At 48.2% G+C, this 23,857-nt stretch carries 23 protein-coding genes; 8 read left to right on the plus strand and 15 right to left on the minus strand.

The window, feature by feature from the left end:
- Positions 1-13 precede the first annotated feature (13 nt).
- The 14 genes from Phpb_RS16240 to Phpb_RS16305 form a co-directional block, all read right to left on the minus strand.
- The gene (locus tag Phpb_RS16240) at positions 14-874 is read right to left on the minus strand and encodes an RNase A-like domain-containing protein (RefSeq protein WP_065391246.1); all 861 of its coding nucleotides are present in this window, start codon (positions 872-874) and stop codon (positions 14-16) included.
- A gap of 2 nt (positions 875-876) precedes the next feature.
- The gene (locus tag Phpb_RS16245) at positions 877-1,356 is read right to left on the minus strand and encodes an Hcp family type VI secretion system effector (RefSeq protein ID WP_065391247.1); all 480 of its coding nucleotides are present in this window, start codon (positions 1,354-1,356) and stop codon (positions 877-879) included.
- Between the two features lie 262 nt (positions 1,357-1,618).
- Positions 1,619-1,930 (minus strand): YjeO family protein, encoded by a 312-nt coding sequence (locus Phpb_RS16250; protein ID WP_046396115.1) that lies wholly within the window; start codon positions 1,928-1,930, stop codon positions 1,619-1,621.
- 313 nt (positions 1,931-2,243) lie between these two features.
- On the minus strand, positions 2,244-3,134 hold the full coding sequence (gene hpaA, locus Phpb_RS16255) for a 4-hydroxyphenylacetate catabolism regulatory protein HpaA (RefSeq protein ID WP_065391248.1): 891 nt from the start codon (positions 3,132-3,134) through the stop codon (positions 2,244-2,246).
- Positions 3,135-3,149: 15 nt separating this feature from the next.
- The gene (hpaX, locus tag Phpb_RS16260; RefSeq protein ID WP_205634790.1) at positions 3,150-4,511 is read right to left on the minus strand and encodes a 4-hydroxyphenylacetate permease; all 1,362 of its coding nucleotides are present in this window, start codon (positions 4,509-4,511) and stop codon (positions 3,150-3,152) included.
- Positions 4,512-4,609: 98 nt separating this feature from the next.
- Positions 4,610-5,416 carry a 4-hydroxy-2-oxoheptanedioate aldolase gene (hpaI, locus tag Phpb_RS16265; protein WP_040150282.1) on the minus strand — a complete coding sequence of 269 codons (807 nt, stop codon included), beginning with the start codon at positions 5,414-5,416 and terminating at the stop codon, positions 4,610-4,612.
- An 11-nt stretch (positions 5,417-5,427) separates the two neighbouring features.
- Positions 5,428-6,231 (minus strand): 2-oxo-hept-4-ene-1,7-dioate hydratase, encoded by an 804-nt coding sequence (gene hpaH / locus Phpb_RS16270; RefSeq protein WP_065391250.1) that lies wholly within the window; start codon positions 6,229-6,231, stop codon positions 5,428-5,430.
- A gap of 4 nt (positions 6,232-6,235) precedes the next feature.
- Positions 6,236-7,708, minus strand: coding sequence for an NAD-dependent succinate-semialdehyde dehydrogenase (locus tag Phpb_RS16275; protein WP_065391251.1), 1,473 nt, complete (start codon positions 7,706-7,708; stop codon positions 6,236-6,238).
- Positions 7,698-8,927, minus strand: a complete 1,230-nt coding sequence (locus Phpb_RS16280; protein ID WP_082302611.1) for a Bcr/CflA family multidrug efflux MFS transporter — start codon at positions 8,925-8,927, stop codon at positions 7,698-7,700. The genes Phpb_RS16275 and Phpb_RS16280 overlap by 11 nt, the downstream gene beginning before the upstream one ends.
- 2 nt (positions 8,928-8,929) lie before the next feature.
- Complete coding sequence (locus Phpb_RS16285; protein ID WP_065391252.1) at positions 8,930-9,316, minus strand: 5-carboxymethyl-2-hydroxymuconate Delta-isomerase; 387 nt, start codon at positions 9,314-9,316, stop codon at positions 8,930-8,932.
- 13 nt (positions 9,317-9,329) lie between these two features.
- Positions 9,330-10,208 (minus strand): 3,4-dihydroxyphenylacetate 2,3-dioxygenase, encoded by an 879-nt coding sequence (hpaD, locus tag Phpb_RS16290; protein WP_040150290.1) that lies wholly within the window; start codon positions 10,206-10,208, stop codon positions 9,330-9,332.
- A 64-nt stretch (positions 10,209-10,272) separates the two neighbouring features.
- Positions 10,273-11,739: a 5-carboxymethyl-2-hydroxymuconate semialdehyde dehydrogenase gene (gene hpaE / locus Phpb_RS16295; RefSeq protein ID WP_065391253.1), complete on the minus strand. Its 1,467-nt coding sequence runs from the start codon at positions 11,737-11,739 to the stop codon at positions 10,273-10,275.
- Complete coding sequence (locus Phpb_RS16300; protein WP_065391254.1) at positions 11,739-12,500, minus strand: fumarylacetoacetate hydrolase family protein; 762 nt, start codon at positions 12,498-12,500, stop codon at positions 11,739-11,741. The genes hpaE and Phpb_RS16300 overlap by 1 nt, the downstream gene beginning before the upstream one ends.
- Complete coding sequence (locus Phpb_RS16305) at positions 12,497-13,129, minus strand: fumarylacetoacetate hydrolase family protein (protein ID WP_065391255.1); 633 nt, start codon at positions 13,127-13,129, stop codon at positions 12,497-12,499. The genes Phpb_RS16300 and Phpb_RS16305 overlap by 4 nt, the downstream gene beginning before the upstream one ends.
- Positions 13,130-13,515: 386 nt before the next feature.
- On the opposite strand from Phpb_RS16305, the gene hpaR reads away from it, so the two are divergent.
- From hpaR to Phpb_RS16345, 8 genes are all read left to right on the plus strand, one after another.
- On the plus strand, positions 13,516-13,974 hold the full coding sequence (gene hpaR, locus Phpb_RS16310; RefSeq protein WP_065391256.1) for a homoprotocatechuate degradation operon regulator HpaR: 459 nt from the start codon (positions 13,516-13,518) through the stop codon (positions 13,972-13,974).
- 1,322 nt (positions 13,975-15,296) lie between these two features.
- On the plus strand, positions 15,297-15,878 hold the full coding sequence (locus tag Phpb_RS16315) for a hypothetical protein (protein WP_065391257.1): 582 nt from the start codon (positions 15,297-15,299) through the stop codon (positions 15,876-15,878).
- A 101-nt stretch (positions 15,879-15,979) separates the two neighbouring features.
- Complete coding sequence (locus Phpb_RS16320; RefSeq protein WP_075489505.1) at positions 15,980-16,702, plus strand: fimbrial biogenesis chaperone; 723 nt, start codon at positions 15,980-15,982, stop codon at positions 16,700-16,702.
- Positions 16,702-17,274 carry a fimbrial protein gene (locus tag Phpb_RS16325; protein ID WP_065391258.1) on the plus strand — a complete coding sequence of 191 codons (573 nt, stop codon included), beginning with the start codon at positions 16,702-16,704 and terminating at the stop codon, positions 17,272-17,274. The genes Phpb_RS16320 and Phpb_RS16325 overlap by 1 nt, the downstream gene beginning before the upstream one ends.
- A 95-nt stretch (positions 17,275-17,369) precedes the next feature.
- Positions 17,370-18,035 (plus strand): fimbrial biogenesis chaperone, encoded by a 666-nt coding sequence (locus Phpb_RS16330; protein WP_240492588.1) that lies wholly within the window; start codon positions 17,370-17,372, stop codon positions 18,033-18,035.
- A 30-nt stretch (positions 18,036-18,065) separates the two neighbouring features.
- On the plus strand, positions 18,066-18,848 hold the full coding sequence (locus tag Phpb_RS16335) for a fimbrial biogenesis chaperone (RefSeq protein WP_065391259.1): 783 nt from the start codon (positions 18,066-18,068) through the stop codon (positions 18,846-18,848).
- An 83-nt stretch (positions 18,849-18,931) separates the two neighbouring features.
- A complete protein-coding gene (locus Phpb_RS16340) occupies positions 18,932-21,574 on the plus strand; it encodes a fimbria/pilus outer membrane usher protein (RefSeq protein WP_065391260.1) in 2,643 nt (880 codons plus the stop codon).
- Positions 21,575-21,720: 146 nt separating this feature from the next.
- The gene (locus Phpb_RS16345) at positions 21,721-22,869 is read left to right on the plus strand and encodes a hypothetical protein (RefSeq protein ID WP_065391261.1); all 1,149 of its coding nucleotides are present in this window, start codon (positions 21,721-21,723) and stop codon (positions 22,867-22,869) included.
- 244 nt (positions 22,870-23,113) lie between these two features.
- Here Phpb_RS16345 and Phpb_RS16350 read toward each other — a convergent pair whose 3' ends face one another.
- On the minus strand, positions 23,114-23,857 hold the full coding sequence (locus Phpb_RS16350) for a 4'-phosphopantetheinyl transferase family protein (protein WP_082302613.1): 744 nt from the start codon (positions 23,855-23,857) through the stop codon (positions 23,114-23,116).

The following is a 23,857-nucleotide window of genomic DNA, read 5'->3' on the forward strand; positions in this document are numbered from 1 at the left end:
ATTTCCATCAACTTCAATTGAATTTGGGGTATGCTGTTAATATATAATACGGTTGGCCATTGTATTCGGAAGTTAAAAAAACAACTCTGGCTTTATATAATTTTTCTATATTTTGAGATCCTTTAGTGACACCAAAACCAATAGGTGTGTTTGAAATGTAATCAATAGTGAAACTTTTTTCTTTGGGAAGATGCTTCACTAAAGTGATTATGCGTGTTTGATTCTCACTTATAGCTTTTGAAATTACTTTCTCTGCCACCTCTTGACTGTAAAAAGTACTTGCTCGAGATATGTTTACTAGCCTAGCCCTTAACTCCTGTTCCGATAACCCAACATGTTTAGCCAAAGTATGTCCACCTGGTTTTAACCCTGTAGGCGATTCATGTTCAATTAACTTAATTCGGCCTACTCGTACAGAGGCAACTCTGACAGCACCCACCATTGAAGCAAATGACAACGGTACAGCAATATCAACGGTGAGTCCTATTTCAGAAGCGGTATAATCATCAGCACCAAATTCTTTTGCTAATTTTACCGCCTCGCGATAAGTTTCTGTCATGGTTTCTCTGCCAGTAATTACTTGACTGGCAGAAGCATTCATTACGTCAAGACTGTGCGCGCCGATAATAACGCAGGCAGCTTTAGTTAGGGTTGAAGGATCGGGCGCCAGACAAAGAGCGCCGGCGCCAATGAGTTCAACGACTCCTGCCGCTAAACCCGCGCCACCTAATATTCTATTACTCCAGGTCTCTTCCTCGGTAATAGTATTATCTGACAGAATTGCCGCTAGCTGGACCGGAGATAAAACAATGCGTAACCCATTTTCAGATTCTGAATCAACAGGGGTATCAGTTAAATAAGTGGCATTATTCATCGTCAATAAATCCTGTCATCCCAGAAGCTATAAGAACTGGTTGAGCAGGCCAGATTGTTCCACGTGATATTTTTATAAGTGAAACAGATAATCTCTTGTGGTACGCCGGCATTATTATCTCTGGAATGCGGAAGATTGCATTTTATGCTGGAGATAAAGGCATAGCCTAGTCTGATGGAATAATTTTTTTCTAATCCCCCGGTTAGTGATGTTCGATAATTCTCAAACAGGCATTCCAGCTCTTCATTTTCATCGAAGCTTCGCGCCAGTAAAGGCGAAGATTTATCGATGGGTTTTATTACCATAACCGGATGATGGGATACGTGTTGTTCCCTCGTCATTAAATGTTGAAGCGAGTAAATAAAAATTTCATTCTCATGGCCGTGCTGGTAATTATTTCCTATAGAGTTTAAGGAGCCGCAGCCAGCGGAGATCAGTCCCTGTTTTTTGCCTTTCAATGTTAGATAAATGATATTTGACATATTAGTTTCTCCTAAATGAAATTTTTTCGACTCTATTGTAGGGTGTGTATAAAAGTCAACCAAAAATTTATAAATTTGGAATAATTTACATTTGTAAGGGGATAAAATAATAAAACCTGAATACTTATAAGTATGGCGTCAAAGTATTTAAGAGGGAGATTAAAAATCCGGTATCCAGATGGCATGTTTGTAATAATCGAATAGCGGAAGCTGACATTCAGGTAGCTACTCAGTAGCCGCTACCTGAATATCTGAGATTATTTTAGGTACATACTATTAATCTGATGAAAAAACGCCATATCCAGTATCCTAGCAAGGCGAATGTAATGATATTAAGAGAGAGTGATTTGAATCTTTTTTTTACAGTTGCATAAATTAAGGGGGACATAATCAGTAAACATGTTGGAGCAAATACATCACGGTTATCATCTACCAGCTCTCTGTAAACAGTACAGAGATTATCTGTATCCTGACCACCGATATAATGCTCTTCTTCTAAGTATGACATCATATATATAAATAATGCACAAAAGATAGCATAAGTGATATTTAAAACTATGGCTGATTTGCTCATTCTCGAATTCTCATGATTATATGAAGTCTATGACATCAAAAGGTGGGAATCCGAATTCGCCTGTCATATAGTAAGGATTTTGCATATGTTGTGTTTCCTTTTATTAAATTAATTTATTTATACCGGCACTCCGGTTGCCATCATTTATCCTTCACAAAGCTCCAGTGGGTTACAGAGTCTCAGTATATTCAGAATTTTAATTCTTGGAAGAGATTTTGTAATAAAAATGAATCAGTTTAGCACGAATTAATAGCATGAGATTTGCTGAACAAGCAAAATAAAATGCCGGGCTTGATATAATTAGCATGGATATTTATTTTTCGTGAATATTTCTTTCTCGCCAATGACTAGGAGAACAGCCAACTAATCGATTAAAGAAGCGGGCAAAATAGGCTGGATCTTTAAATCCGAGCTGATAAGCAACTTCAAATACCGGGCAATCACTGAATAATAATAGCCGTTTGGCTTCACGCAGTTGACGGTCGAAGATGAGTCGTTTCGGTGGACGGTTGGTGAATCGACGGCACATATCTTTTAATCGCGATTCTGTAATATCTAACTTATGGGCATATTCCGGTACGGAAAGATGATGATGATAATAATTGTCTATTAATTGGTTAAAGCGCTGAAATAATTTAATCTCTCCTCGCACGCCATTAATCGGGTGATCATCAAGAGGAATATTGCGTAATAACAGGGTAAATATAGCTTGTGCCAGGAATGTCAGCGATTGCTCTCGACCAATAAAGTGATTAGATGATTCGCGGGCGATTAACGCCCAATAGTGATTAAAAGCGGCCAGCTCTTCCGGTTTATCGGCGACGGATAAGCAAATAGCCGGAATATCAAGAATATCTTTATTGGCCGGATAGAGCGATTCCAATAACGGTAATATCAGATCTTGCCGTACGGTAAGGACATATCCGTCACTGTCATCTTGAGTGAAAAAAGCGTGAGGAACGGAGGGCGGAGTGAGAATAAACAGCGGTGCTTGTACAGAATAGTGTTGAGCATCCAACTGTAATTCAATATGGCCGGTGATCAAAAAATGAAGTTGGAAGAAACCATCGTGACGATGAGCTTGCATATTACGACCAAAAAATGCCGCCATTCGGCCAAAGGTCTGATAATGCACATCATCGGTGCCTTGGGTTTCATCATAATCCTTGCTGATATCAATATTGGCAATGATAGGCTCAGTCATGATGGTTGTTCCTTTTTATTGAAATTGCCGCGCTGTTCTCTGTCTGGCGTGTTTCATCGGGATCAGACAGATAATGGCTGCGCCAATGACCAGTAACCCGGCAACGAAATAGAGACCGGTATTAAAGCTCCCGGTCTGATCTTTCAACCAGCCGATTAATAACGGGCTGAGTGCTGAACCTATGTTACCTGTAGCGCTAATAACCGCAATGCCGATCGCTCTTGCGCGTAAACTGATAGCTTGATCCGGCGTGGTCCAGAAAACCGCCATCGCGGTAAATGAACCGGTTGAAGCCATAATAATCCCAATCAGTTGAATGACGCTGTGGTGGGTCAATGAGGTCAATATCCAGCCCACGGCGGCGAACAGATAGGGTAGAGCCGTATGCGTTTTACGCTCTTGTAACCGGTCTGAACGACGACTCCAGTACACCATTCCGATGATGGTACAAAACTGAGGAATAGCGGTCAGAATACCGATCATGATGTTACTGCTGCCTTGATTGAAGCTTTGCACAATCTGTGGCGTCCAGATATTAATCGCACTCAGAGTATTAGTTAGGCAGAAGTAGGCCAGGGTATACATCAGCATGATCGGTGCGAAAATCTCACGCCATATACTGTGTTTTTGCATGGCCTGATGAGTTGATGAACTTGCCGGTTGAATCTGAGCGAGCTGGTCGTTATCCATCATCTCTTGTAAGCATTTTTTGTCTTCATCTGTCAGCCACTTAGCACGCTTTGGCGAATCATCAAGATAGAACCAAACGACAACTCCTAGTAGTACAGAAGGAAAACCTTCCAACAGGAATAACCATTGCCAGCCGTGAAGGTTCAGGAGGCCATCCATTTCCAGAATATAACCGGAAGCCAGAGAACCAAACGCCATCGTCACCGGCATTGCCACCATAAACAGCGCATTGGCGCGGGCGCGATAGTAAGCCGGGAACCAGTAAGTCAGATATAACAGGATACCCGGCACGAAACCTGCTTCGGCGATACCGACCAGCATACGCAAGATATACAAACTGGTTGGTCCGGTGGCGAACATGGTGGCAGTGGAGGAGATCCCCCAAAGCACCATGATAGTCGCTATCCAGCGTCGCGCCCCGACAATGCTGAGCATGATATTGCTAGGAATACCGAAAATGACATAAGTGACATAGAACAGCGTTGCCGCCAGACCGAACATGGTTGCGTTCAGTCCAAGATCTTTACCCATTGTCAGACCGGCAAACCCGATATTGATTCGATCCAGAAACGAGAATACAAATAAGACGAATAGGAAAATAATCAGGCGACGGAATAGTTTGTTAATGACGGATTGCTGTTGTGCCTTGAGTTGCTTATGTTGCGCAGCGGTTGATGAATCGCTCATTGTCATTTTCCTTAATTGCTTTTTTATTTGTATTACATGGTCATTGCAAATCAAAAGGTTGTCGGGTAAATCGGTTGTTAATGTGGTATTGGTTGAGATTAATAAACACCGGATGAAGGTGCTGTCGGCAGTTCTTTATCCTTGATAAATCGTGCTGCCAGCGCTTCCGCTGTACGAGCCAGTAAAGTGGTATCAATACCAACAGCAACAAACAGTGCGCCGAGTTTCAGGTAATGCTCGGCGACATTGGGGGCTGACATCAGAATGCCCGGCGCTTTACCCGCTGCTTTGATTTGGCCGATTGCTTGTTCAATCGCCGCTTTCACTTCGGGGTGATGCGGATTATCGGTGAAGCCCATATCGGAACTCAGATCCGCCGGGCCGATAAAGACACCATCCACACCGTCTACTTTGAGGATCTCCGGCAGGTTACGCAGTGCTTCACGGGTTTCTACCTGCACCAGAACGCAGATCTCATCGTTGGCGCGATGGAGATAATCAGGCGTTCTGTTCCAGTGGGAAGCTCTTGCCAAAGCGCTACCCACGCCACGGATACCCTCCGGTGGATAACGGGTTGCGCGAACCGCTTCATAAGCCTGTTCGGCGTTTTGTATCATGGGGATTAATAAAGTTTGGGCGCCGATATCCAGTAGTTGTTTAATGATGACCAGATCATTCCAAGGCGGGCGCACAATGGGATGGCTTGGATAAGGGGCGATGGCTTGCAATTGGCTTAAAATCGTCTGAACATCGTTCGGTGCGTGTTCGCCATCAATAAGTAGCCAGTCGAAACCGGCTCCGGCCACTAATTCAGCACTATAGGGGCTACAAAGCCCCAACCATAGACCGATTTGTGGCTGGCCTGCTTTTAATGCCTGTTTAAATTTATTGGTTAATCGATCCATATTTTTCCTCCTTAAACAAAACGGCAACTGATAGCGCCGATGGGGCCGTAATCCACATGGAAGGTATCCCCTTTATTGGCTGGAACCGGGCGGGTAAACGATCCACTGAGAATGATTTGTCCTGCTTCAAGTTGAACGCCATGTGGCGCCAGTTTGTTTGCCAACCATGCGACACCGTTAGCGGGATGATTAAGTACCGCGGCCGCGACGCCGGATTCTTCAATCACGCCGTTGCGATAGAGCAGGGCGCTGATCCAGCGCAGATCAAATGCATCAGGTTTAATCGGCCGGCCGCCCATAATGACGCCGCCGTTGGCGGCATTGTCAGAAATCGTATCGAATACTTTGCGTGGACGCTTGGTTTCCGGATCGATGTTATGGCAACGGGCATCGATCAGTTCCAACGCGGGAATGATGTAATCGGTCGCATTGTAAACATCGAACAGGGTGCAGTTCGGGCCACGCAAAGGTTTTGCCAGAATAAATGCCAGTTCAACCTCAATACGGGGCACAATAAAGCGATCGCATGGAATATCACTGCCATCAGGAAAAAACATATCGTCCAATAGCGCGCCATAATCCGGCTCGGTGATTTGTGAACTGGCTTGCATCGCTTTTGAGGTCAGGCCAATTTTATGGCCTTTGAGTACCCGACCTTCGGCGATTTTCAACTCCACCCAGTGACGTTGAATAGCATAAGCATCATCGATGGTGATTTCAGGGTAATCCAATGAGATCTGGCGTATTTGTTCACGACTTTTTTCTGCCTGATGCAGACGATGTGCAACCTGTGATACGACTTCTTTCTGTAACATGCGGTTAAACTCCTGTGTCCTCGATGCCGCCAAAGCAGAGGTATTTCACTTCCAGATAATCTTCGATGCCGTAACGTGAACCTTCACGCCCCAGGCCCGATTGTTTAATGCCGCCAAATGGGGCAACTTCATTAGAAATCAAACCTTCATTGATCCCGACCATGCCGCTCTCCAGCGCTTCCGCCACACGGTAGATCCGGCCGATATCGCGGGAATAAAAATAAGCCGCCAGACCAAATTCAGTATCATTCGCTAGATGGATGGCTTCCGCCTCATCACGGAATTTGAAGAGAGGAGCAATAGGTCCGAATGTTTCCTCTTGGGAGATAAGCATGGATTCGTTGACATCAGCCAGTACGGTAGGTTCGAAGAATAGACCGCCCAGAGCGTGTGGTTTACCCCCGGCCAATATGCGTGCGCCACGAGAAACGGCATCGTTGATATGTTCTTCTACTTTATCGACGGCGGCTTGATTGATCAGTGGGCCTTGTTGTGATTTGGCATCGCTGGCCGGGCCGACCTGCAACTTATTGACCGCTTGTGCCAGACGTTCGGCGAAGGCGTCGTAAATGGTTTCCTGAACCAAAATTCGGTTAGCGCAAACACAGGTTTGACCGCTGTTGCGGAATTTGGCTATCAACGCTCCCTGTACAGCGGCGTCAATATCGGCGTCATCAAAAACAATAAATGGCGCATTGCCGCCCAATTCCAGCGATAGCTTTTTCACGGTGTCGGCACTTTGTGCCATTAATAGTTTGCCGATACGGGTTGAGCCAGTAAAAGAGAGTTTGCGAACAATCGGGCTTTGGGTCAAAACACCACCGATGGTTTTTGCATCGACGCCAGCCACCACGTTGAATACCCCGGCGGGAATGCCTGCTTGTTCCGCTAGTGCGGCCAGAGCCAGAGCGGAAAGTGGGGTTTCTGAGGCGGGTTTTAAGATTACTGTGCAGCCCGCAGCCAGCGCAGGGCCAACCTTGCGGGTGATCATCGCATTGGGGAAGTTCCACGGAGTGATCGCCGCCACAACGCCGATAGGTTGTTTGATCGTGACGATCCGTCGGCCTGGCATCGGGCTTGGGATCGTTTCACCGTAGGTGCGTTTACCTTCTTCCGCAAACCATTCGATGAAACTGGCGCCATAAGCAATCTCGCCCATAGCTTCTGCCTGTGACTTCCCTTGCTCCCGGCTCAACAATTCAGCCAGTGCCGGTTGATTTGCCATCATTAACTGAAACCAACGTTGCAAAATCTGGCTGCGTTGTTTGGCTGTCATTGCTCGCCAGGCAGGCAGGGCTTGTTGAGCGGCTGCAATTGCACGTTCTGTTTCAGCCGCACCCATATTACTGACGCGGGCGATAACTTCACCATTTGCCGGGTTAGTCACCTTAAACGTTGCTTGGTTGTCGGCATTAACCCATTGCCCGTTGATATAAGCTTGTTGACGCAGTAATTCTGTATTTACATTATTTGTCATGATTTTTTTCTCCTAAAGACACTTGTGTGAGAGGTTTTCGCTGGTAGAAAGTTACTAGCTGCTGGCATAACCAACACAATCCAGCGCAAACTGCCATCACAAAGGCCATAGCAAAAGGGGTTTCATCTTGTAGTAAAGAGACGGCGACGCTGGCAAACGCTGCCATACCGAATTGTGCGGAAATAGCGAGCGCGCTGGCGCTACCGGCAAGTTGACCTCGATGTTGAAGTAATAAAGAGAGGCTGTTAGTACCAATGGCATTAACCAGCGAGATAAACAGTACGACCAAAATGACGATCACCGTCAGACTTTGCTGATAAAAGATAACCAGTAAAATGCCGAACAGCAATTGAGCACTGGTTTGGATAAATAACAGACGAGAAAGATCGTAGAATTTCAGTAAACGGACATTAAGCAGCACTATTGCCATCATACCTAATGCGTTACAGGCAAACAGTAAGCCGTAGTAATTCGCCGGAACCTGAAAATAATTGATATAGACGAAAGGGGAACCACTGATAAACGCGAACATAGCGGCACAAGTAAATGCCAATGTGCCGATAGTCGCCATAGCTTCACCGTCAGTCAGTAATTTGCCGTAATTTTTAAACGCGGTGATAAGTTTTCCATCGTTACTCTGAGCGGGCAGCGTTTCTGGCAATAAAAATAGTAATAATATTCCGCTGATACAACCGAACAGGCTCAATAGGGTAAATATGGCCTGCCAATTGAAATAGGTTAACAGTAAGCCACCAAGTAATGGGGCGATAAGCGGCGCTATCATGGTCACTAAAGTCATGAGCGATAGCACGCGTGGTAATTCCTGTGGACCATAGATATCACGGGCGATAGCTCTGCCCATGACCACCGCGGCGCCACTGCCGAATGCCTGTAATGCGCGCAGTAAAATCAGGTGTTCAACTTGTGTCACCAAGGTACACAACCCACTGGCAACGACGAATAATGCGATACCGCTAAGTAGCAGCTTTCTTCGCCCTAAATGGTCGCTCAGTGGGCCGTATAACAGCATGCCAATACAGAAACCAGCGAAAAATACGCCTAAGGTATGTTGCATCTGCCCTTGTGTCGCCTGTAATTGCCTTGCCATTTCCGGCAAGGCTGGCAGGTACATATCAATCGACAGAGGCCCGAAGGCCACTAGCGCGCCTAATAAAGGGATTAACCAACGAGGAGGATGCTGATGAAAAGATTTCGGCATCACTACTCCTTACGAAACAAGGCATGGACGTTATTTTGTTTGTAGTTCAATACCGGGTCTAATTCTTCCATTGTAAAAGAGAGAGCAAGGTAACGTTGGGCCATCAGCGAGGCAAAATGTTGTTTGATCAGAGGAAATAGTATCTCACCAACCTGTTGACGGCTTTCAAGGCTGCGTCCTGCGCCGATTTTTAGTGTCATATGGACGAATGCGTAATCATGTTGACCGTCGGCCATTTGCCAGGTATCCAGCCAGATGGCGCGGCTGCGTATGCCTCCTAATGGGAAAATACCGGTATCTGCCAGCGCCTGATTCACTTTGGCGAACAACTCTGGCAGATTGGCTTGTTCACGGATGTTTTCTGTACATTCAGCGTAAAAATGTGGCATAGGTTGCTCCAAATCAGGCGATGGCGGGTTTATTGGTGATGTAATCAGGCAGAGGGAATACAGCGTTGACTTGCCCGGTGCCGGAACTGGCAAACAGTTCAGTCAGAAATTCCACTTTACCGTCATACTTATCCCAACCGAGTAAGCCTAATAACATCACCGTGTCGTGCATATTGCCTTCGCCATAGCAATAATCTGCATATTCCGGCAGCATTTTGCAGAACTCTTTGAATTTGCCCTCTTTCCAGAGCTGAACCACCCGATGATCCATCTGTTCGTCGAATTCTCGGGTATAACTGTTCATGCCCTCTTCGGCACGCTGATCATCAATAAAACGGTGAGAAAGGGAACCGCTGGCGAATACCGCCACGGTGCCGTCATATTTCTCAATCGCTTTCAGAATCGCTTCCCCAAGACGACGACTATCTTCAAAAGCATGAACGGTGCAGAACGCGGAGACAGAGACAACTTTAAAATGTCGGTCACTGTTCATATAACGCATTGGTACCAGCGTGCCGTACTCCAGTTTCAGGCTTGGGATTTCATGCGCTTGAGCACGCACGCCGACATTGCGCGCCTCTTCTGCGATCATTTGTCCCAATTCAGGGTTGCCGTCATATTCGTAACTCATATCCCGGATGAAGTGGGGTAATTCATTACTGGTGTAAATGCCGGAAAAATGGTCGGCGCAATTGATGTGATAGGCACTATTCACCAGCCAGTGCGTATCAAACACAATAATGGTATCGACCCCCATTTCGCGACAACGGCGGCTAATCTCTTTGTGACCATCAATGGCTCCCTGACGGCAACCGTGATGCTTTCCCGGTAATTCAGACAGATACATGGATGGCACATGTGTAATTTTGGCTGCTAACGCTAACTTACCCATAAAATCCTCATTTGATATCAGGACGGCGAACCGGAATTCGCCGTGGTTAACGCTGATGAAACGGTTAGACTCCCCAACGCGGGATATGATGATCCCCCATAGAGATACAGACGTTTTTCATCTCAGCAAACACTTCAAAGCTGTATTCACCGCCTTCACGGCCGGTGCCGGAAGCTTTCACGCCGCCGAATGGTTGACGCAGGTCACGGACGTTCTGGGTGTTGACGAATACCATGCCGGCTTCAATATTACGGGCCAGACGCAATACCTTGCTGACATCTTGCGTCCAGATATAAGAAGCCAGACCGTACTCCACGTCATTTGCCAGGCGCAGACCTTCTGCTTCATCTTTAAATGGCAGCAGGCAGGCGACAGGGCCGAAGATCTCCTCCTGAGCAACTCGCATACGGTTATCAACATCTGCCAAAACCGTTGGGCGTAGGAAATTGCCCTCTTTTAGGTGCGCTGGTAAATCAATCGGTTTATCTGGGCCGCCAGCCAGCAACGTTGCTCCTTCTTCTACTCCCAGACGGATATAATCGGAGACTTTCTTCCAATGCGGTTTGCTAATAAGTGCGCCGATCTGAGTGTTTGGATCTTGTGGATCGCCTACCCGTAAACGATTAGCGCGTTCAGCAAAACGCTTAATAAACTCAGGGTAGATACTTTGCTGAATAAAAATACGTGAACCTGCGGTACAACGTTCACCGTTGATAGAGAAAATGGTGAATAGGGCGGCATCCAGTGCTCGCTCAATATCTGCATCTTCGAAAATCAGAACCGGAGATTTTCCTCCTAGCTCCATTGAATATTTTTTCAGGCCGGCGTTTTTCATAATCTGACGACCGGTTACGGTACCGCCGGTAAACGAAACCGCGCGTACATCGTGATGTTTCACCAGCGCGTCACCGGCGGTAGCGCCATATCCCTGAACCACATTCAGCACACCGGCAGGGATACCGGCTTCCAGGGCCAATTCGCCTAAACGGTTTGCGGTTAATGGGGAAAGTTCTGACATTTTCAGCACCGCGGTGTTACCTAGCGCTAAACAGGGGGCAACTTTCCAGGTGGCGGTCATAAATGGCACGTTCCACGGAGAAATCAGCGCACAAACGCCGACGGGTTGCACCAGCGTATAGTTGAGCATCTTGTCATCAACGGGATAGGTATGGCCGTTCATTTGCTGACAAATTTCAGCAAAGAAGTTGAAGTTGTGAGAAGCGCGTGGAATCAGGACATTTTGTGTTTGATGAATGGGCAGGCCGGTATCTTTGGTCTCCATTGCGGCGATTTCAGGCACATTTTCATCGATCAACTCACCCAAACGGCGCATCAGGCGTGCACGCTCTTTCATCGGCAGATCTGCCCATTTGGGGAATGCTTCCTTGGCGGCGGCGACGGCTTGATCAATCTCCTCTTGACCACCGGCAGCGACTTCAGCCAGTACTTCGCCGGTAGCAGGATTTGTGGTTTCAAAATAGGTTTTACTGCTGATGTTTTTGCCGTTGATCCAATGGTTAATCATAGTCATTACAGGCTCTCCTCATACTCTTGCTGGCTGACAATGCGGTTGACCAGACGCCCAACACCTTCAACTTCAACAATAACTTCATCTCCCGGCACCACATCGGATAATCCTTTTGGCGTACCGGTGGCGATCATGTCTCCCGGTTGCAACGTCATAAAGTCACTTAGATAAGCGATCAAGAATGGAATATTGAAGATCAGATCAGCGGTTGTACCGCGTTGACGCAATTCACCATTAACCCAGGTGCTTAGTGTCAGATTATGTGGATCGGGTACATCTTCTTTATCGACGAACCACGGACCGATGGGAGTCAATGTATCGCGGCTTTTTACCCGGAGATTAGGGCGATAATAATTTTCCAGATAGTCACGGATTGCGTAATCGTTACAGACGGTGTACCCGGCAACGTAATCCATCGCCTGTTCTTTGGTGACTTTGTGGGCGGCTTTGCCGATGACAACAACCAGCTCAGCTTCATAATGCATGTATTCCACATTATCAGGGCGAACGGAAACCTGACGATGACCGGTCAGCGTATTGGCGGCCTTGATAAAAACCAGCGGTTCTTTGGGGGGCTTAAATTCCAGCTCGGTGGCGTGATCAGCATAATTCAAACCGAGGGCGAACAGGGTGCCGTTTGCGGGGGGCAACCATTGGACGGATTCGCCGCTGATTTTGCTGCCATCTGTCAGACAGACATTTTCCTGTTCATCGACAGTAACAATCAAATCGCAACCTTGATAGTGAACTCTTGCGTGTTTCATGCTTTTTCTCCCGCTTGCACAACCTGATTTTCCAGTGATGGGAAACCTGCTGCCCGAATAACAACTTTATCGCCCGATTTGATAGCGACACGTTGGTGTGGCGTTCCAAGCAGGATCACATCCCCCTCTTTGAGAGTTGCGAAATCACTTAACGCTGCGACTAATTCCGTGGCTGAACGCACCAGATCGGCGGTTGACCAGCGATCGACTTCCTGACCATTGATTTCGGTGATGATATCTAACGCATCAATTGATTCAGGATGAGCCATTTGGCCTATGGGGCAAAAACCATCACGACACTTAGCTTTAATTGCCGGACGATAAAAAGCGGTTTCAGGCAGGCTGACTTCATTCGCTAATGCATAACCTGCGATATACTCGGCTGCGTTTTCGATAGCAACTTTGCGGGCGGTTTTACCTATTATTAATGCCAGCGTCGCGCCGCTTTGAACCTCTTCACCTACCGGATGGGGAATCGCTTCACCGGAGGTGATAACGGTATTCCGTGGTTTAATAAACCACACTGGAGTCTTAGGTAAAGTGCTATAAGGTGCTTGCTGAAATGAGTCACGCCAGAAATCTACCTGGCTCTGATGGTTGAGGGCTACGGCGAAGACAGTGCCTTTCATTAACGATTCCTCATGAACTTAAACTGGTGGTTTTAAGACGCATTTATTAATATATTAATAAACCACAAGGCGCACTGTTGCAATATGTTAATGTGTTTGTTAATTTTAATTGTGATCTCAGTAACAATATCTCTACTAAATTTATTTTTTATCGTTATTAATCAATATATTAATATTTTTTTGGATAACGGCATTACTGTTGCATTAACTTTTTATTAACTTTGTTTTTAGGGCTTATTTTTGTTTACTTATTAATATTTTTATGATTTTTTCTTTGTGGTTGATTATGGGACGTGCTAGTCTTTTTATTGTGATTATAGAGCGAGATAATACTTTCAACAGAGAGTAAATCAGTGATTAACTAAAAATAAGAGCCTTCATTACCCATGCATGAATCTCTGACAATTGCATTACTTCAAGCGCGAGAAACCGCGATGGGTTTTTTCCGCCCAATCCTTAAGAGTCATAATTTGACTGAACAGCAGTGGCGTATTATCCGCGTACTGTCTGATAATCGGTCGATTGATTTTTATGATTTATCTTGCCAGACCTGTATTCTTCGCCCAAGTTTGACTGGGATATTGACTCGCATGGAGCGTGATGGCTTGATCTTTCGTCTTAAACCGATGAATGACCAACGAAAACTTTATGTTTCTTTAACCCCGGATGGTCAGAAACTTTATGAAAAGGCGAAAGAGCAGGTAGAACAGGGATATCAGGCTATTGAAAAAGCCTTTTCGCCGGAAAAACTGGTTCAGCTTTCAGCCTTGTTGGAAGAATTAATTGCTGTGGGCAATAACTCACAGATAAATACGGAAAAGGATATTAAGAGCCTATCCCAATAGGCGTAATTGTTGCAGGCAGTTTGAACACGGACAGCGCGGAAAAACCGGAACGTACACGTAGTACGTGAGGATTTTGAGCACTGCCCAGGTTCAAAATGGCAAATAAAATAGTCCTATTGGGATAGGCAGTAAGTAAATAGAGTTTTTATTGAAAAAGATGTGTGAGAGTTTCCCTCAATCGTAATGTGATTTCATTATTCTTGAGGGATAAGGCAATAATTTCCGCTGGTTAAAACCCAAAGGGCGGTTTTACTTATTAATAGAGAACTGTTGTTTCCTTTTTAACTAAACTCTAAATAGCGTAATAAGATAAAATTATGCATTTTGTTTTAGTTCAATGCCGAATAAGGAGATATCCTCCGCAATACAGTCGGATATACCGCTGTATCAATAGTTGGATAGCAATATGTTGTTACATTCTTTTTTCCTGAGTTTTTCGGCATTTCCTAGATTATCGGAATTCTTTAAATCTATAGGCTATATAATTATTTGATTTTTTTTAAATTTAATGAAGTAATAAAGGATGACTTGAAGCACTATTTGGCGGATTAATTTGGATTTTTTAAGAAAATTAATTCTATTTTAGATGAATTCGAGGCTTAAATTATATAGGTATCTAGATACGATTTACGCAGGACACCTCTTCAACACTCAATATATTCAATACAGAACGGTTTTAATACCGCGTAGATTGAACATGATGGTTCAAAACGAACCTGATACCAGATCTTAACCAATTCCCTCAACACTGAAATTAATAAGAAAAATTAATGTAATGCTTTTTCGATTCTGGAGATTCGCATCTTTACGCAATGGTGGGAAAGGGTAAGAGTGAGGAAAAGGATTACTCAAAGTTGCGGCGTAGCTTTCAATGACATCAGTTTCTGATATGGAACAAAAAACCGAACATTTAGAGTTATTTTGTTCGGTTATCGTCAACCGCCGGGGCAGTATACGGAAAATTTCATCACTTAAAAGAGATTTTTTGTATTTTTTTGTAAAAAGTTATGCATTCTTTTGATTACAAAAAGAAATTATTTCTTTTTGTACGAATATTCTCGATGTCGAAATGTTGTTTTTTTGAGCGATTTAATATTCATTTTCTTATGCCAAAGGCAGAAATCCTGAAACAAAATGGCATAAGTCAGAAGTGATTTTATTATGTGAATATTTACATTCATATATTTCATCAAGTTAATAACTGAACAAAATAACTCTAAATGACCAGTAAACGCACCGCCTTGGCGGTCCGATTGTTTAACCTGTCATGGTGTTGTTTTAGGCAAAATGTATTCAGTAGATGTAGATAAGGAATAGATGAAATGAAAAAGCAAATTTTGAAGACTTGTGTGGCAGCGGCATTGTGCTTGGGGGGAATGTCGCAGGCGTTGGCAGTTGATGTTGCCGCTAATGGTCATAATCAGCTGGTGGTGAACTCTACCGTGGCTGCTGCCGCTTGTCAGTTTGAAGCAATACCCGTTGTCGATCTTAATGCTTCAGCAGCAGCCTTTTCTCAAGCAGCGGTGCCGGGCGCACTGGCAGGTGGATTACGAGATGTCACGATTAGAACGAGCGGCTGCCCCCAATTCAACGATGTTGCTAACGGAGCTCAGTTGACTATTACAGGCACACGAGTAGGACCAGGTGACAATTTCTTTAGCCTTACTAGCAATGCTCATGGTAATCCCGCAGTCGTAGACCATGCGGTTAGTTTGACGCTGAATGGTCAACGAGTGCAATCAGGTACAGCAATTGACCTACACGATGTCAATACCCGAGCCGCAGTAACCGATGATAATGTCATCACGCTTAAGGCAGGGCTGGTGAAGCTTGCTGCTGGCGGTACCGCGGTACTACCAGCACAGTCCACAGCAAACTTGGTCGTGGCTATAGCGTATCCATAATCAGCGCCGTTAGGCGTCAGGAACATCGTAACAGTGGAATTGGACAGGGAGGTCCAATTCTTGCTTACACATCACCAACACAGACACATTCAGGTGACTCAGTGAAAAGATTGATGACAGCGATGATAATGACCGGCCTCCTGTTAGGCGGAGCAGTCACCGCCGCGCAGGCTGGGGGGGTGGGTCTTGATACTACCCGCATTATCTACTCGGCTGACCGCCATGTGGCAACCGCCTCAGTGAGCAATAGCAGTAAGGAGGCCGTCTATCTGATGCAGATGACGGTCAGTACCACCCCAGGGGGAAGTACGACCGCGCCGTTTCTGGTGACGCCGCCCCTGTTTCGCCTGGAGCCCGGCACTCAGAATCAGGTCCGTATCATCAAAACCGGCCAGGCGTTGCCCACTGACCGGGAATCTCTGTTTTGGTTTACTGCGAAGGCTATCCCGTTAAGCCACGAAACCGACAATCCTTCCCGTCAGCAAGTCACCGGGGGTATACAGATTGCTATGGCTAGTACAATTAAGCTGATGTATCGCCCGTCAGGGCTGCCGATTGGGCCGGAAAAGGGCTTCGGCGCTTTGCGCTTCAAACCGACAGACACGGAGATAACGGTCACTAACCCGTCACCGTATCACATCACCTTCACCTCCCTGAAAGTGGGCGGACAGGAACTGATGACGAAGCAACAGAAAGAGAACATGGTTTCCCCGTTCTCGGCCCTGTCTTTCCCGCTCAAAGGGGGACATTACCCGGCCAAAGTAAGCTGGACGGTGATTAATGACCTCGGAGGATCATCATCCTATCAAGGGGAGATACCGTAATGTTAAAACCGTGGACTTTTATCAGGCGGACAACCCTGGCCGGTTTGCTCTGTACCGCCCCCCTGCCCGGGGGCGCGAGCCCCAACTCGGCAGAACTGACGCTGGCATTAACACTGGAGCAGCCAACCTGTGAACTTAACGTGCAGACATCCCGTGTCGAGTTTTCATCCATTCCTCTTAACGAAGTGCAACGCAGTGTGGAACATATCAAAGCGGCGGACAACAAGCCTGTTACGCTGGCATTGTCAGGCTGCGCGGGATCAGCCCGATCAGGCCGTACCCCGGCGATTAAAATAGCCGGCCCCACACCGGAAAACCACCCGACGTTATTTCGGGATAAATCTTCCTCTGTGGCGGAAAACGTGGGATTTGGCCTGCGCTATCAATCACCGGGAGGCGGGCTGGGAAGCTACCTGAAAAATGGCGATTATGTGGATTTGGCGTCACCGGGTAGCGCCGCTAAAGACGGTCAAATCACCTTCCAGATGGATATGCGACATGAACCCGGCGCGGCTGTCCCTACCCCCGGTGAACTGACTGCGCACATACAATTTCAATTTGACTATCACTGAGTGTCGCTCAGGTATCAGGAGGCGTTGTGGAAACAGGTCGGGTACGCACAACGCGGTACAGGTTGGCGCCACTACTATTCTGGCTGGGGTTAGGCGTGATCAGCGCAGAACCCTGTCAGGCCGCCGGTATCAGCCTGAATAAAACCCGGGTGATTTTTACCCAGGGCGCGCGGGCGCAGACGCTGACAGTAGTCAATACCACGTCTCAGGCGTGGCTGGTTCAGGTGAGAATCACGGGCGATCAGGCGAAAACCGCCCCGGCGTTTGTGGTGACGCCGCCGCTATTCCGGCTGGAGGCCAACAGTCAGAATAGCCTGCGTATTTTGCCGACGTTTAATCTGTCTCCCTTTCCGGTGGATCGGGAATCGCTCGGGTATGTCCAGATGAACGCTATCCCCGCCGCCCATCAGATGGCGGAGGAGCACACTCGGGATCAGGCGTCGATGAGCGTGGGCATGCGAATTAAGTTTTTCTGGCGACCGCAGGGTTTGCCGATGTTGCCGGAAGAGGCGTATGGACAGCTCCGCTTTCAGTCGCAACCCGATGGCGTTAAGGCGTGCAATCCCACGCCGTATTTCCTGTCACTGGACAGCCTCACGCTGGACGGACAGGCGCTCGATCTGAATCGCTATCCCTCCATGATAGCGCCACGGGATTGTGTGACCTATGCCGGACAGCAGGACAAAAAATCGGTGAGCTGGTCGATGATTAATGATTACGGCGGGGCTTCAAACCGGTTTACCGCCAACGTGGCGCGTTAAATTCGCCCTTGTTTTATCCAGAGGTAGAAAGTGAAGAGAGTCAGTAACGGGCATAAACGGGCGCATTGGGCGGTCATGATGTCCCCCTTTTGTTTCGCTCTATTGCTAGGAAGCCTGTTTAAGGCGCAGGCGGCTGAGAATCAGGGGTTATCGTTCTCCCCGATGCAGTTGTCTTATGTGGCTAAAGACAGTCCGGGCGGTGTGACCCTCAGTATGACCAATCACACGGCGCAGGGCTATCTGGTACAGGGATTTGTTAGCCCGATGGACCCCGATACCGGCCGCTTTGACACCAAAACCGGGCACGTTCCCCCTTTTGTCGTCCTGCCGCCGTTAAAGCGGGTTGAAGCCGGCGGAAAATTTTCGTTCCGTATTCGCCAGCTTGGCGGGCAGTTACCGCCGGATCGGGAATCGGCGTTTGTGGTCTCGCTGCGGGCTATCCCCGGCGTCGCCGTGCCGGAGACCGGAGCCTCTAAACACCAAACCGGCAAAAACTCGCAAGTACAGGTCGCCTTACAGATGAATATTCGGCTGTTTTATCGTCCTCATGGGGTACCGGCTCGGGATAACGCCACGGTGGCTGAACAGGTGAAATTTTCGATTCAGGGAACACAGTTGCGGGTGGAAAATCCCACCCCCTATTTTCTGGCCTTTTCCGCCTTAAAAGTAGGAACACAACAGGCGGATGACCACACACGCCAGGCGCTGGTGCCGCCGAAAGGCATACAGACCTATTCATTTACCGCCGGGGTACAGGGACCGTTGGTCTGGCGTTTTCCCGGTGACAGTCAGGATCGCCACGTCCCGTTATAACCCCGCCGCATCGGCGGACGGTGTACCGGCAGAGTGACTTCAATATCAACAAGCACAGGCTTAATTAGAAGCAGAGATGAGCTATGGCAATAAACACTTTATTTCCGTCTGCACTGCGGGCGGGTAACCAACGCGCGTCCGGTCAACCGGGCGGTTTCCGGCCCCGTCCGGTCTACCTATGTCTGCTGTGTTCACTGACGGCAACGGCCCTGCCCGCCTCGGCGCGGGAATACTTTAATCCCGCATTCCTGATGGGCGCTGACGGTGAACGCAGCCATGTCGATCTCTCGGCGTATGAAAACGCGGGCTATGTCGCCCCCGGGCGCTATCTGGTCGATGTCTACCTGAACCAGAATAAGGTGGACAACCGCGAGATTGAATTCAGGCTGGTTAACGGCCGTCTCCAGCCGGTATTCACCGTCGCACAACTGGAAGAATATGGGGTCAATACCCGCGGATTACCGGCTTTTAAGGGTAAAGCGGACGACAGCCTCATCACGGATCTGGCGAAACAGATCCCGCACGCCAGCGCGACACTGGATTTCGCCCGGTTGCGTCTGGATCTCAGTGTCCCGCAGGTCGCCATGCAGCCTCATTACTCTGGAACGGTTGACCCATCACTCTGGGATTCTGGAATCCCGGCTTTTTTAATGAACTACACTGTCAACGGTTCGGAAGGACGTTATGACCGTCAGGGAAACGGGGAAGGATCACGTTCCCGTAATCTGTTTGCTTCTTTTCGTAACGGGTTGAATCTGGGGCCGTGGCGTCTGCGCAGCACGCAAACTTACAGTTACAATCGTCAGCGCAACGAGGGCGCCTCCGGTTTTTCCACGCCGGCACAGACCCAATGGCAGGTGAGTAATACCTATCTACAACGTGATATTCCCTCACTGCGCAGTGAGTTCACGGCGGGTGAAACCTATACCGGGGGCGACATTTTTGACAGCATCCCGTTTCGGGGCATGAAACTGGCTTCGGAGGAGGCGATGTTACCCGACAGTCAGCGCGGTTTCGCCCCGGAGATAAGTGGTGTGGCGAACTCCAATGCGCAGGTGACGGTATCCCAGAATGGCAATATCGTGTATCAAACCACGGTGGCGCCGGGGCCGTTTCGGTTCACCGACCTCTATACCACCGGGAGTGCCGGCGACCTGACGGTGACCGTCAAAGAGGAAAATGGCCGCACCCGCGTCTCGACAATAGCCTCTTCATCTGTCCCGGTGATGCAGCGTCCCGGGGGCGTTAAATATGAATTGACGGCCGGTCAATATCACGGCGGCAGCCTTACCAATGGCAACCGTTCCCCGGTATTTACGATGGGTACGCTGGTCTATGGTTTGCCCCACAGTATCACCCTGTACGGCGGGGGATTGGTCGCCGGCAACTACCAGTCGAGTGTATTAGGTTCGGGGATTTCGTTGGGCGCGTTCGGCGCACTGTCTGCGGATGTGACGCTGGCGCAGGCACAGTTGCAGAAGATCAAAGGGCAGGAAGAGAGCAAACAATTCGGCCAGTCTTATCGCGTAAAATATTCCAAGAACCTGATCAGTACCGGCACCGGCATTGATCTGGCCGCCTACCGCTATTCCACTGAGCATTACTACAGTTTCAGTGATGTTAACAGCATGGGCTACAGCCTGAATGAATATCAGGCGCCGTGGGCGCTTGACCGGCGTCAGAACACCTGGCAAGTGAACCTGCGTCAGACACTGGGACGCTGGGGCAGTCTTTACGCCTCCGGGACGCGCAACGATTACTGGAATGGCCGTACCGACAACAACCTGAGTCTGGGTTACAACGCGATGCTGATGGGGATCAGCTATAACCTGAGCTATAACATTTCTCGGATAAAGGGCGAGGGCCACTGGCCGGAAAACCGTCAGGTCTCATTCAATATGCAGGTCCCGTTCAGTCTCTTTGGGTCATCGTCGGCGTTACGGGGCGTTTACGCCCGCTATACCGCCTCGCGCGACTCGCAGGGCAACCTCTCTCAGCAGACCGGCATCAGCGGCATGTTATGGGATAACCGCCTGAGTTATAACCTCCAGCAAGGCTGGGGGAACAGCGGCCAGCAAAACAGTCGCGCGTTGTCGCTGGGCTATCAGGGCAGTCAGGGAAGCGCCAATCTTGGCTACAATGACAACGCAGACAGCCAGCATTTGACCTATGGCACTTCCGGCGCCCTGCTGATCCATCCTTACGGAATAACACTGTCACGCTCGCTGGGGGATACTGCGGTATTGGTTCGCGCCCCCGGTGCGAAAGGGGTGACGGTCAGCAACGGCAACGTACAGACCGACTGGCGTGGTTACGCTGTGCTGCCGGGCGGATCGGTCTACCACAAAAACACCATCAATCTGGACCCGTCCACCCTGCCGGAAGGCGTGGATATTGACCAGACCAGCCGCAACGTTTACCCGACCAAAGGGGCGGTAACGCTGGCCAACTATCAGGTTCGGCTGGGCAGCCAGTTGCTGTTGACCCTGACACATAATGGCAAACCCGTGCCCTTTGGCGCCGCCGCAACGCTGGCAGGAAACGCAACTCAGGCCGGCAGCGGCATTGTGGGCGATAACGGCCGGGTTTATCTGAGCGGCATGCCATCCGTCGGTCATGTGAAAGTTAAATGGGGAAACGGGGCAGATCAACAATGCACCACCCGTTATCAGGTGTCGTCCGATACCTTCGGGAAACTGGTGCAGGCCGATGCCGTGTGTCTATAAGCGTGACCCTCATATGGGCAGCCTGATCGGCGCGCCCGGTGAGATATCACCGATATCGCTTTAACATCCGGGGCGCTACCCAAAGCGAGGTTAGCCCCGGCAGTGAAAGAGCGATGTGAACAGATAAGTAATTTGGAGAGAGAAGGATGTTAAACACTGAACGTTTGTGGGGCGGTCATGCAGCAAACCCCGCGCCAACTATCATGGGGCTGGGGGCGTCGCTGCTCTTTTTATTGACCGCGTTACCCCTCCAGGCGGCGGAGACTTATCAGGACTGCAAAACTGAACTGAATAAGGTTAGCAATGTTACCGTCACCGGCTATGCCATGATGCCGAACAACAAAGATAAGCGTGATTATTCACAGGATGAAATAGTGGGATATACCACCAGCGGCCCTCTTGACTGGTCGACAACCTGTAGCGTCCCCGCCGATACGCAGCGGATGGCCTACACCGTGGATTCGGGAACCGGCTCATCGATCTCTTTGTCTCCATCGAATAGTGTCCGGGTAGGAAAGGCTGGCGACTTTATGGTTGATATCGGGCAATCTTCACTCTCTTGCCAGACGCACGGTTCACCCGGAACCTATCAATCAACCAGTCTGGTCAAAGGGAATAACGACGCCAGCATTCCCTGCGTCCCGGATGCCAACGGTCTGGTTGATATCAGTGTCCGCTCGGTGACCGGGGCGATTTACCCGGACAGTGACGGCAATTTCAATGCGAAACCGGGCGGCAGTTATTTGTCCGTGGGCGCGATCGGCTGGACTCCGGCGGCAATATCCGGTTCTAACGGCATGCTGAAACCGCTGTGGACCACCGTCATCCTCTCATCCGTTAAAAAACCGTCCACCTGTGCCGTTGTCCTTACCCCGTCATCGGTGGATTGGGGAACAGTGAAAAGAGCGGGTAAACAGGCGGGAGATCCACTAGAGTCAGCGAGGCAGATAGGGATAAGCAGCACTTGTTCCGGCGATGAAGATGTCTTTCAAAATTCACGCCTGCTCTATCGGATCGATGGACCCTTTGTGCCGGGGAAACCGAATGCCCTGGCCTCGTCAATAGAAGATGTCGCTTTCGCGTTTACTGATGCGGCCAACAACCCCTTATCACTCAGTACCGGGCACAAAGGTGAAGGGGAGAACGCAAGATACGTTAAACAAGCGGGCGATAGCTACACGGCATCGACACAAGTGTCTGTGGTACCGATTCTGTTGAAGACTGATGGCGCCGGCGGGCTAGCTCGAGCGGTTGCGGTTATTTCAGTCTGGTCGGATGTCCAACCCTCCGCTTAAGTTGTTGCAATTGTTGCAGCGCCAGTCGGCGCTGCATAAACCCGCCTTATCCAGCAAGTTTTTATAATAATTCGAACTATCTTCTTTTATTATTTCGATGTTGTCGCAAAGTTTAGCTATTTGTAAATCAATTTGGTGAGCTATTGGTAGATAATAGAATGATTAATCAATTAATCTACGGCTGTTCTCGATTTCATTGGTTAAATTGCAGATCAAGGTCAGCATCAGAAATTATTGTTTTAACTTATTGAATAATTAACGTTAATATTTCCTGTGGGTAGATAATAAATTGCCCACGAAATATTGTATCTGTTGGGTAATGATGAGTGAGAGTTTCCCGCAACGCTAATGTTATTTCATTATTTTCAAGTGATATGGCAATAATCTCCGCCGCCTCAAAGCCAAAGAACCGTTTTACTTGTGGATATAGCGCTTTATATAAGCTCTCTTTTATAGAAAAGGCAAGGGTAAATGCTTGTTCAAGTGGTAAATGACAATGTTCCAGAAGTTGAATTTCCCTGTCATTGACAATCATTCTTGTGATTTCATCCATATTTTGACGATCGACGATAGCTTCTACATCGACACCAATTAATCGGTTATGAATTTGCGGTGCAGCCAGCACAATTGCACAATAAGTTGAATGAGAAACAGAACCGCAAATACCTTCCGGCCAGATTGGAGCGCGATCATTACCGGAGATCAAATTAAATTCCGGTTGCCCTAATTGCGATAAAAGTTGTCTGGCGCAGTAACGTGCCGCCAGATATTCAGCCCGCCGCTTCTTGACAGCTTTAGCTAATGTGTCAGGGAAGGGGAGATTTAATTGATTGAACAATTCATCGTGATAATGTGAAAGTTCAAAACGAGCTTGCCAGAAATGCACTTGGGGATGTTTAATAACTGTTCCATACTCGATTTGAGTGATAAATTCGTTGTCATATTCTGGCAGTGGCGCTTGGGTTGTGTGTATAACTGTCTGTTCCAT

Origin of the sequence: Photorhabdus namnaonensis, from assembly GCF_001684335.1 — a bacterium.
GTDB lineage: Bacteria > Pseudomonadota > Gammaproteobacteria > Enterobacterales > Enterobacteriaceae > Photorhabdus > Photorhabdus namnaonensis.

Bases quoted from the DNA above. Each gene is read 5' to 3' on its own strand.
- Phpb_RS16280 (WP_082302611.1), bottom strand. From the start codon at position 8,927: ATGCCGAAATCTTTTCATCAGCATCCTCCTCGTTGGTTAATCCCTTTA.
- hpaR (WP_065391256.1), top strand. From the start codon at position 13,516: ATGCATGAATCTCTGACAATTGCATTACTTCAAGCGCGAGAAACCGCG.
- hpaX (WP_205634790.1), bottom strand. From the start codon at position 4,511: ATGAGCGATTCATCAACCGCTGCGCAACATAAGCAACTCAAGGCACAA.
- Phpb_RS16240 (WP_065391246.1), bottom strand. From the start codon at position 874: ATGAATAATGCCACTTATTTAACTGATACCCCTGTTGATTCAGAATCT.
- Phpb_RS16350 (WP_082302613.1), bottom strand. From the start codon at position 23,857: ATGGAACAGACAGTTATACACACAACCCAAGCGCCACTGCCAGAATAT.
- Phpb_RS16245 (WP_065391247.1), bottom strand. From the start codon at position 1,356: ATGTCAAATATCATTTATCTAACATTGAAAGGCAAAAAACAGGGACTG.
- Phpb_RS16340 (WP_065391260.1), top strand. From the start codon at position 18,932: ATGGCAATAAACACTTTATTTCCGTCTGCACTGCGGGCGGGTAACCAA.
- Phpb_RS16250 (WP_046396115.1), bottom strand. From the start codon at position 1,930: ATGAGCAAATCAGCCATAGTTTTAAATATCACTTATGCTATCTTTTGT.
- hpaH (WP_065391250.1), bottom strand. From the start codon at position 6,231: ATGTTACAGAAAGAAGTCGTATCACAGGTTGCACATCGTCTGCATCAG.
- hpaA (WP_065391248.1), bottom strand. From the start codon at position 3,134: ATGACTGAGCCTATCATTGCCAATATTGATATCAGCAAGGATTATGAT.
- hpaI (WP_040150282.1), bottom strand. From the start codon at position 5,416: ATGGATCGATTAACCAATAAATTTAAACAGGCATTAAAAGCAGGCCAG.
- Phpb_RS16275 (WP_065391251.1), bottom strand. From the start codon at position 7,708: ATGACAAATAATGTAAATACAGAATTACTGCGTCAACAAGCTTATATC.
- hpaD (WP_040150290.1), bottom strand. From the start codon at position 10,208: ATGGGTAAGTTAGCGTTAGCAGCCAAAATTACACATGTGCCATCCATG.
- Phpb_RS16300 (WP_065391254.1), bottom strand. From the start codon at position 12,500: ATGAAACACGCAAGAGTTCACTATCAAGGTTGCGATTTGATTGTTACT.
- Phpb_RS16315 (WP_065391257.1), top strand. From the start codon at position 15,297: ATGAAAAAGCAAATTTTGAAGACTTGTGTGGCAGCGGCATTGTGCTTG.
- Phpb_RS16345 (WP_065391261.1), top strand. From the start codon at position 21,721: ATGTTAAACACTGAACGTTTGTGGGGCGGTCATGCAGCAAACCCCGCG.
- hpaE (WP_065391253.1), bottom strand. From the start codon at position 11,739: ATGACTATGATTAACCATTGGATCAACGGCAAAAACATCAGCAGTAAA.
- Phpb_RS16325 (WP_065391258.1), top strand. From the start codon at position 16,702: ATGTTAAAACCGTGGACTTTTATCAGGCGGACAACCCTGGCCGGTTTG.
- Phpb_RS16305 (WP_065391255.1), bottom strand. From the start codon at position 13,129: ATGAAAGGCACTGTCTTCGCCGTAGCCCTCAACCATCAGAGCCAGGTA.
- Phpb_RS16285 (WP_065391252.1), bottom strand. From the start codon at position 9,316: ATGCCACATTTTTACGCTGAATGTACAGAAAACATCCGTGAACAAGCC.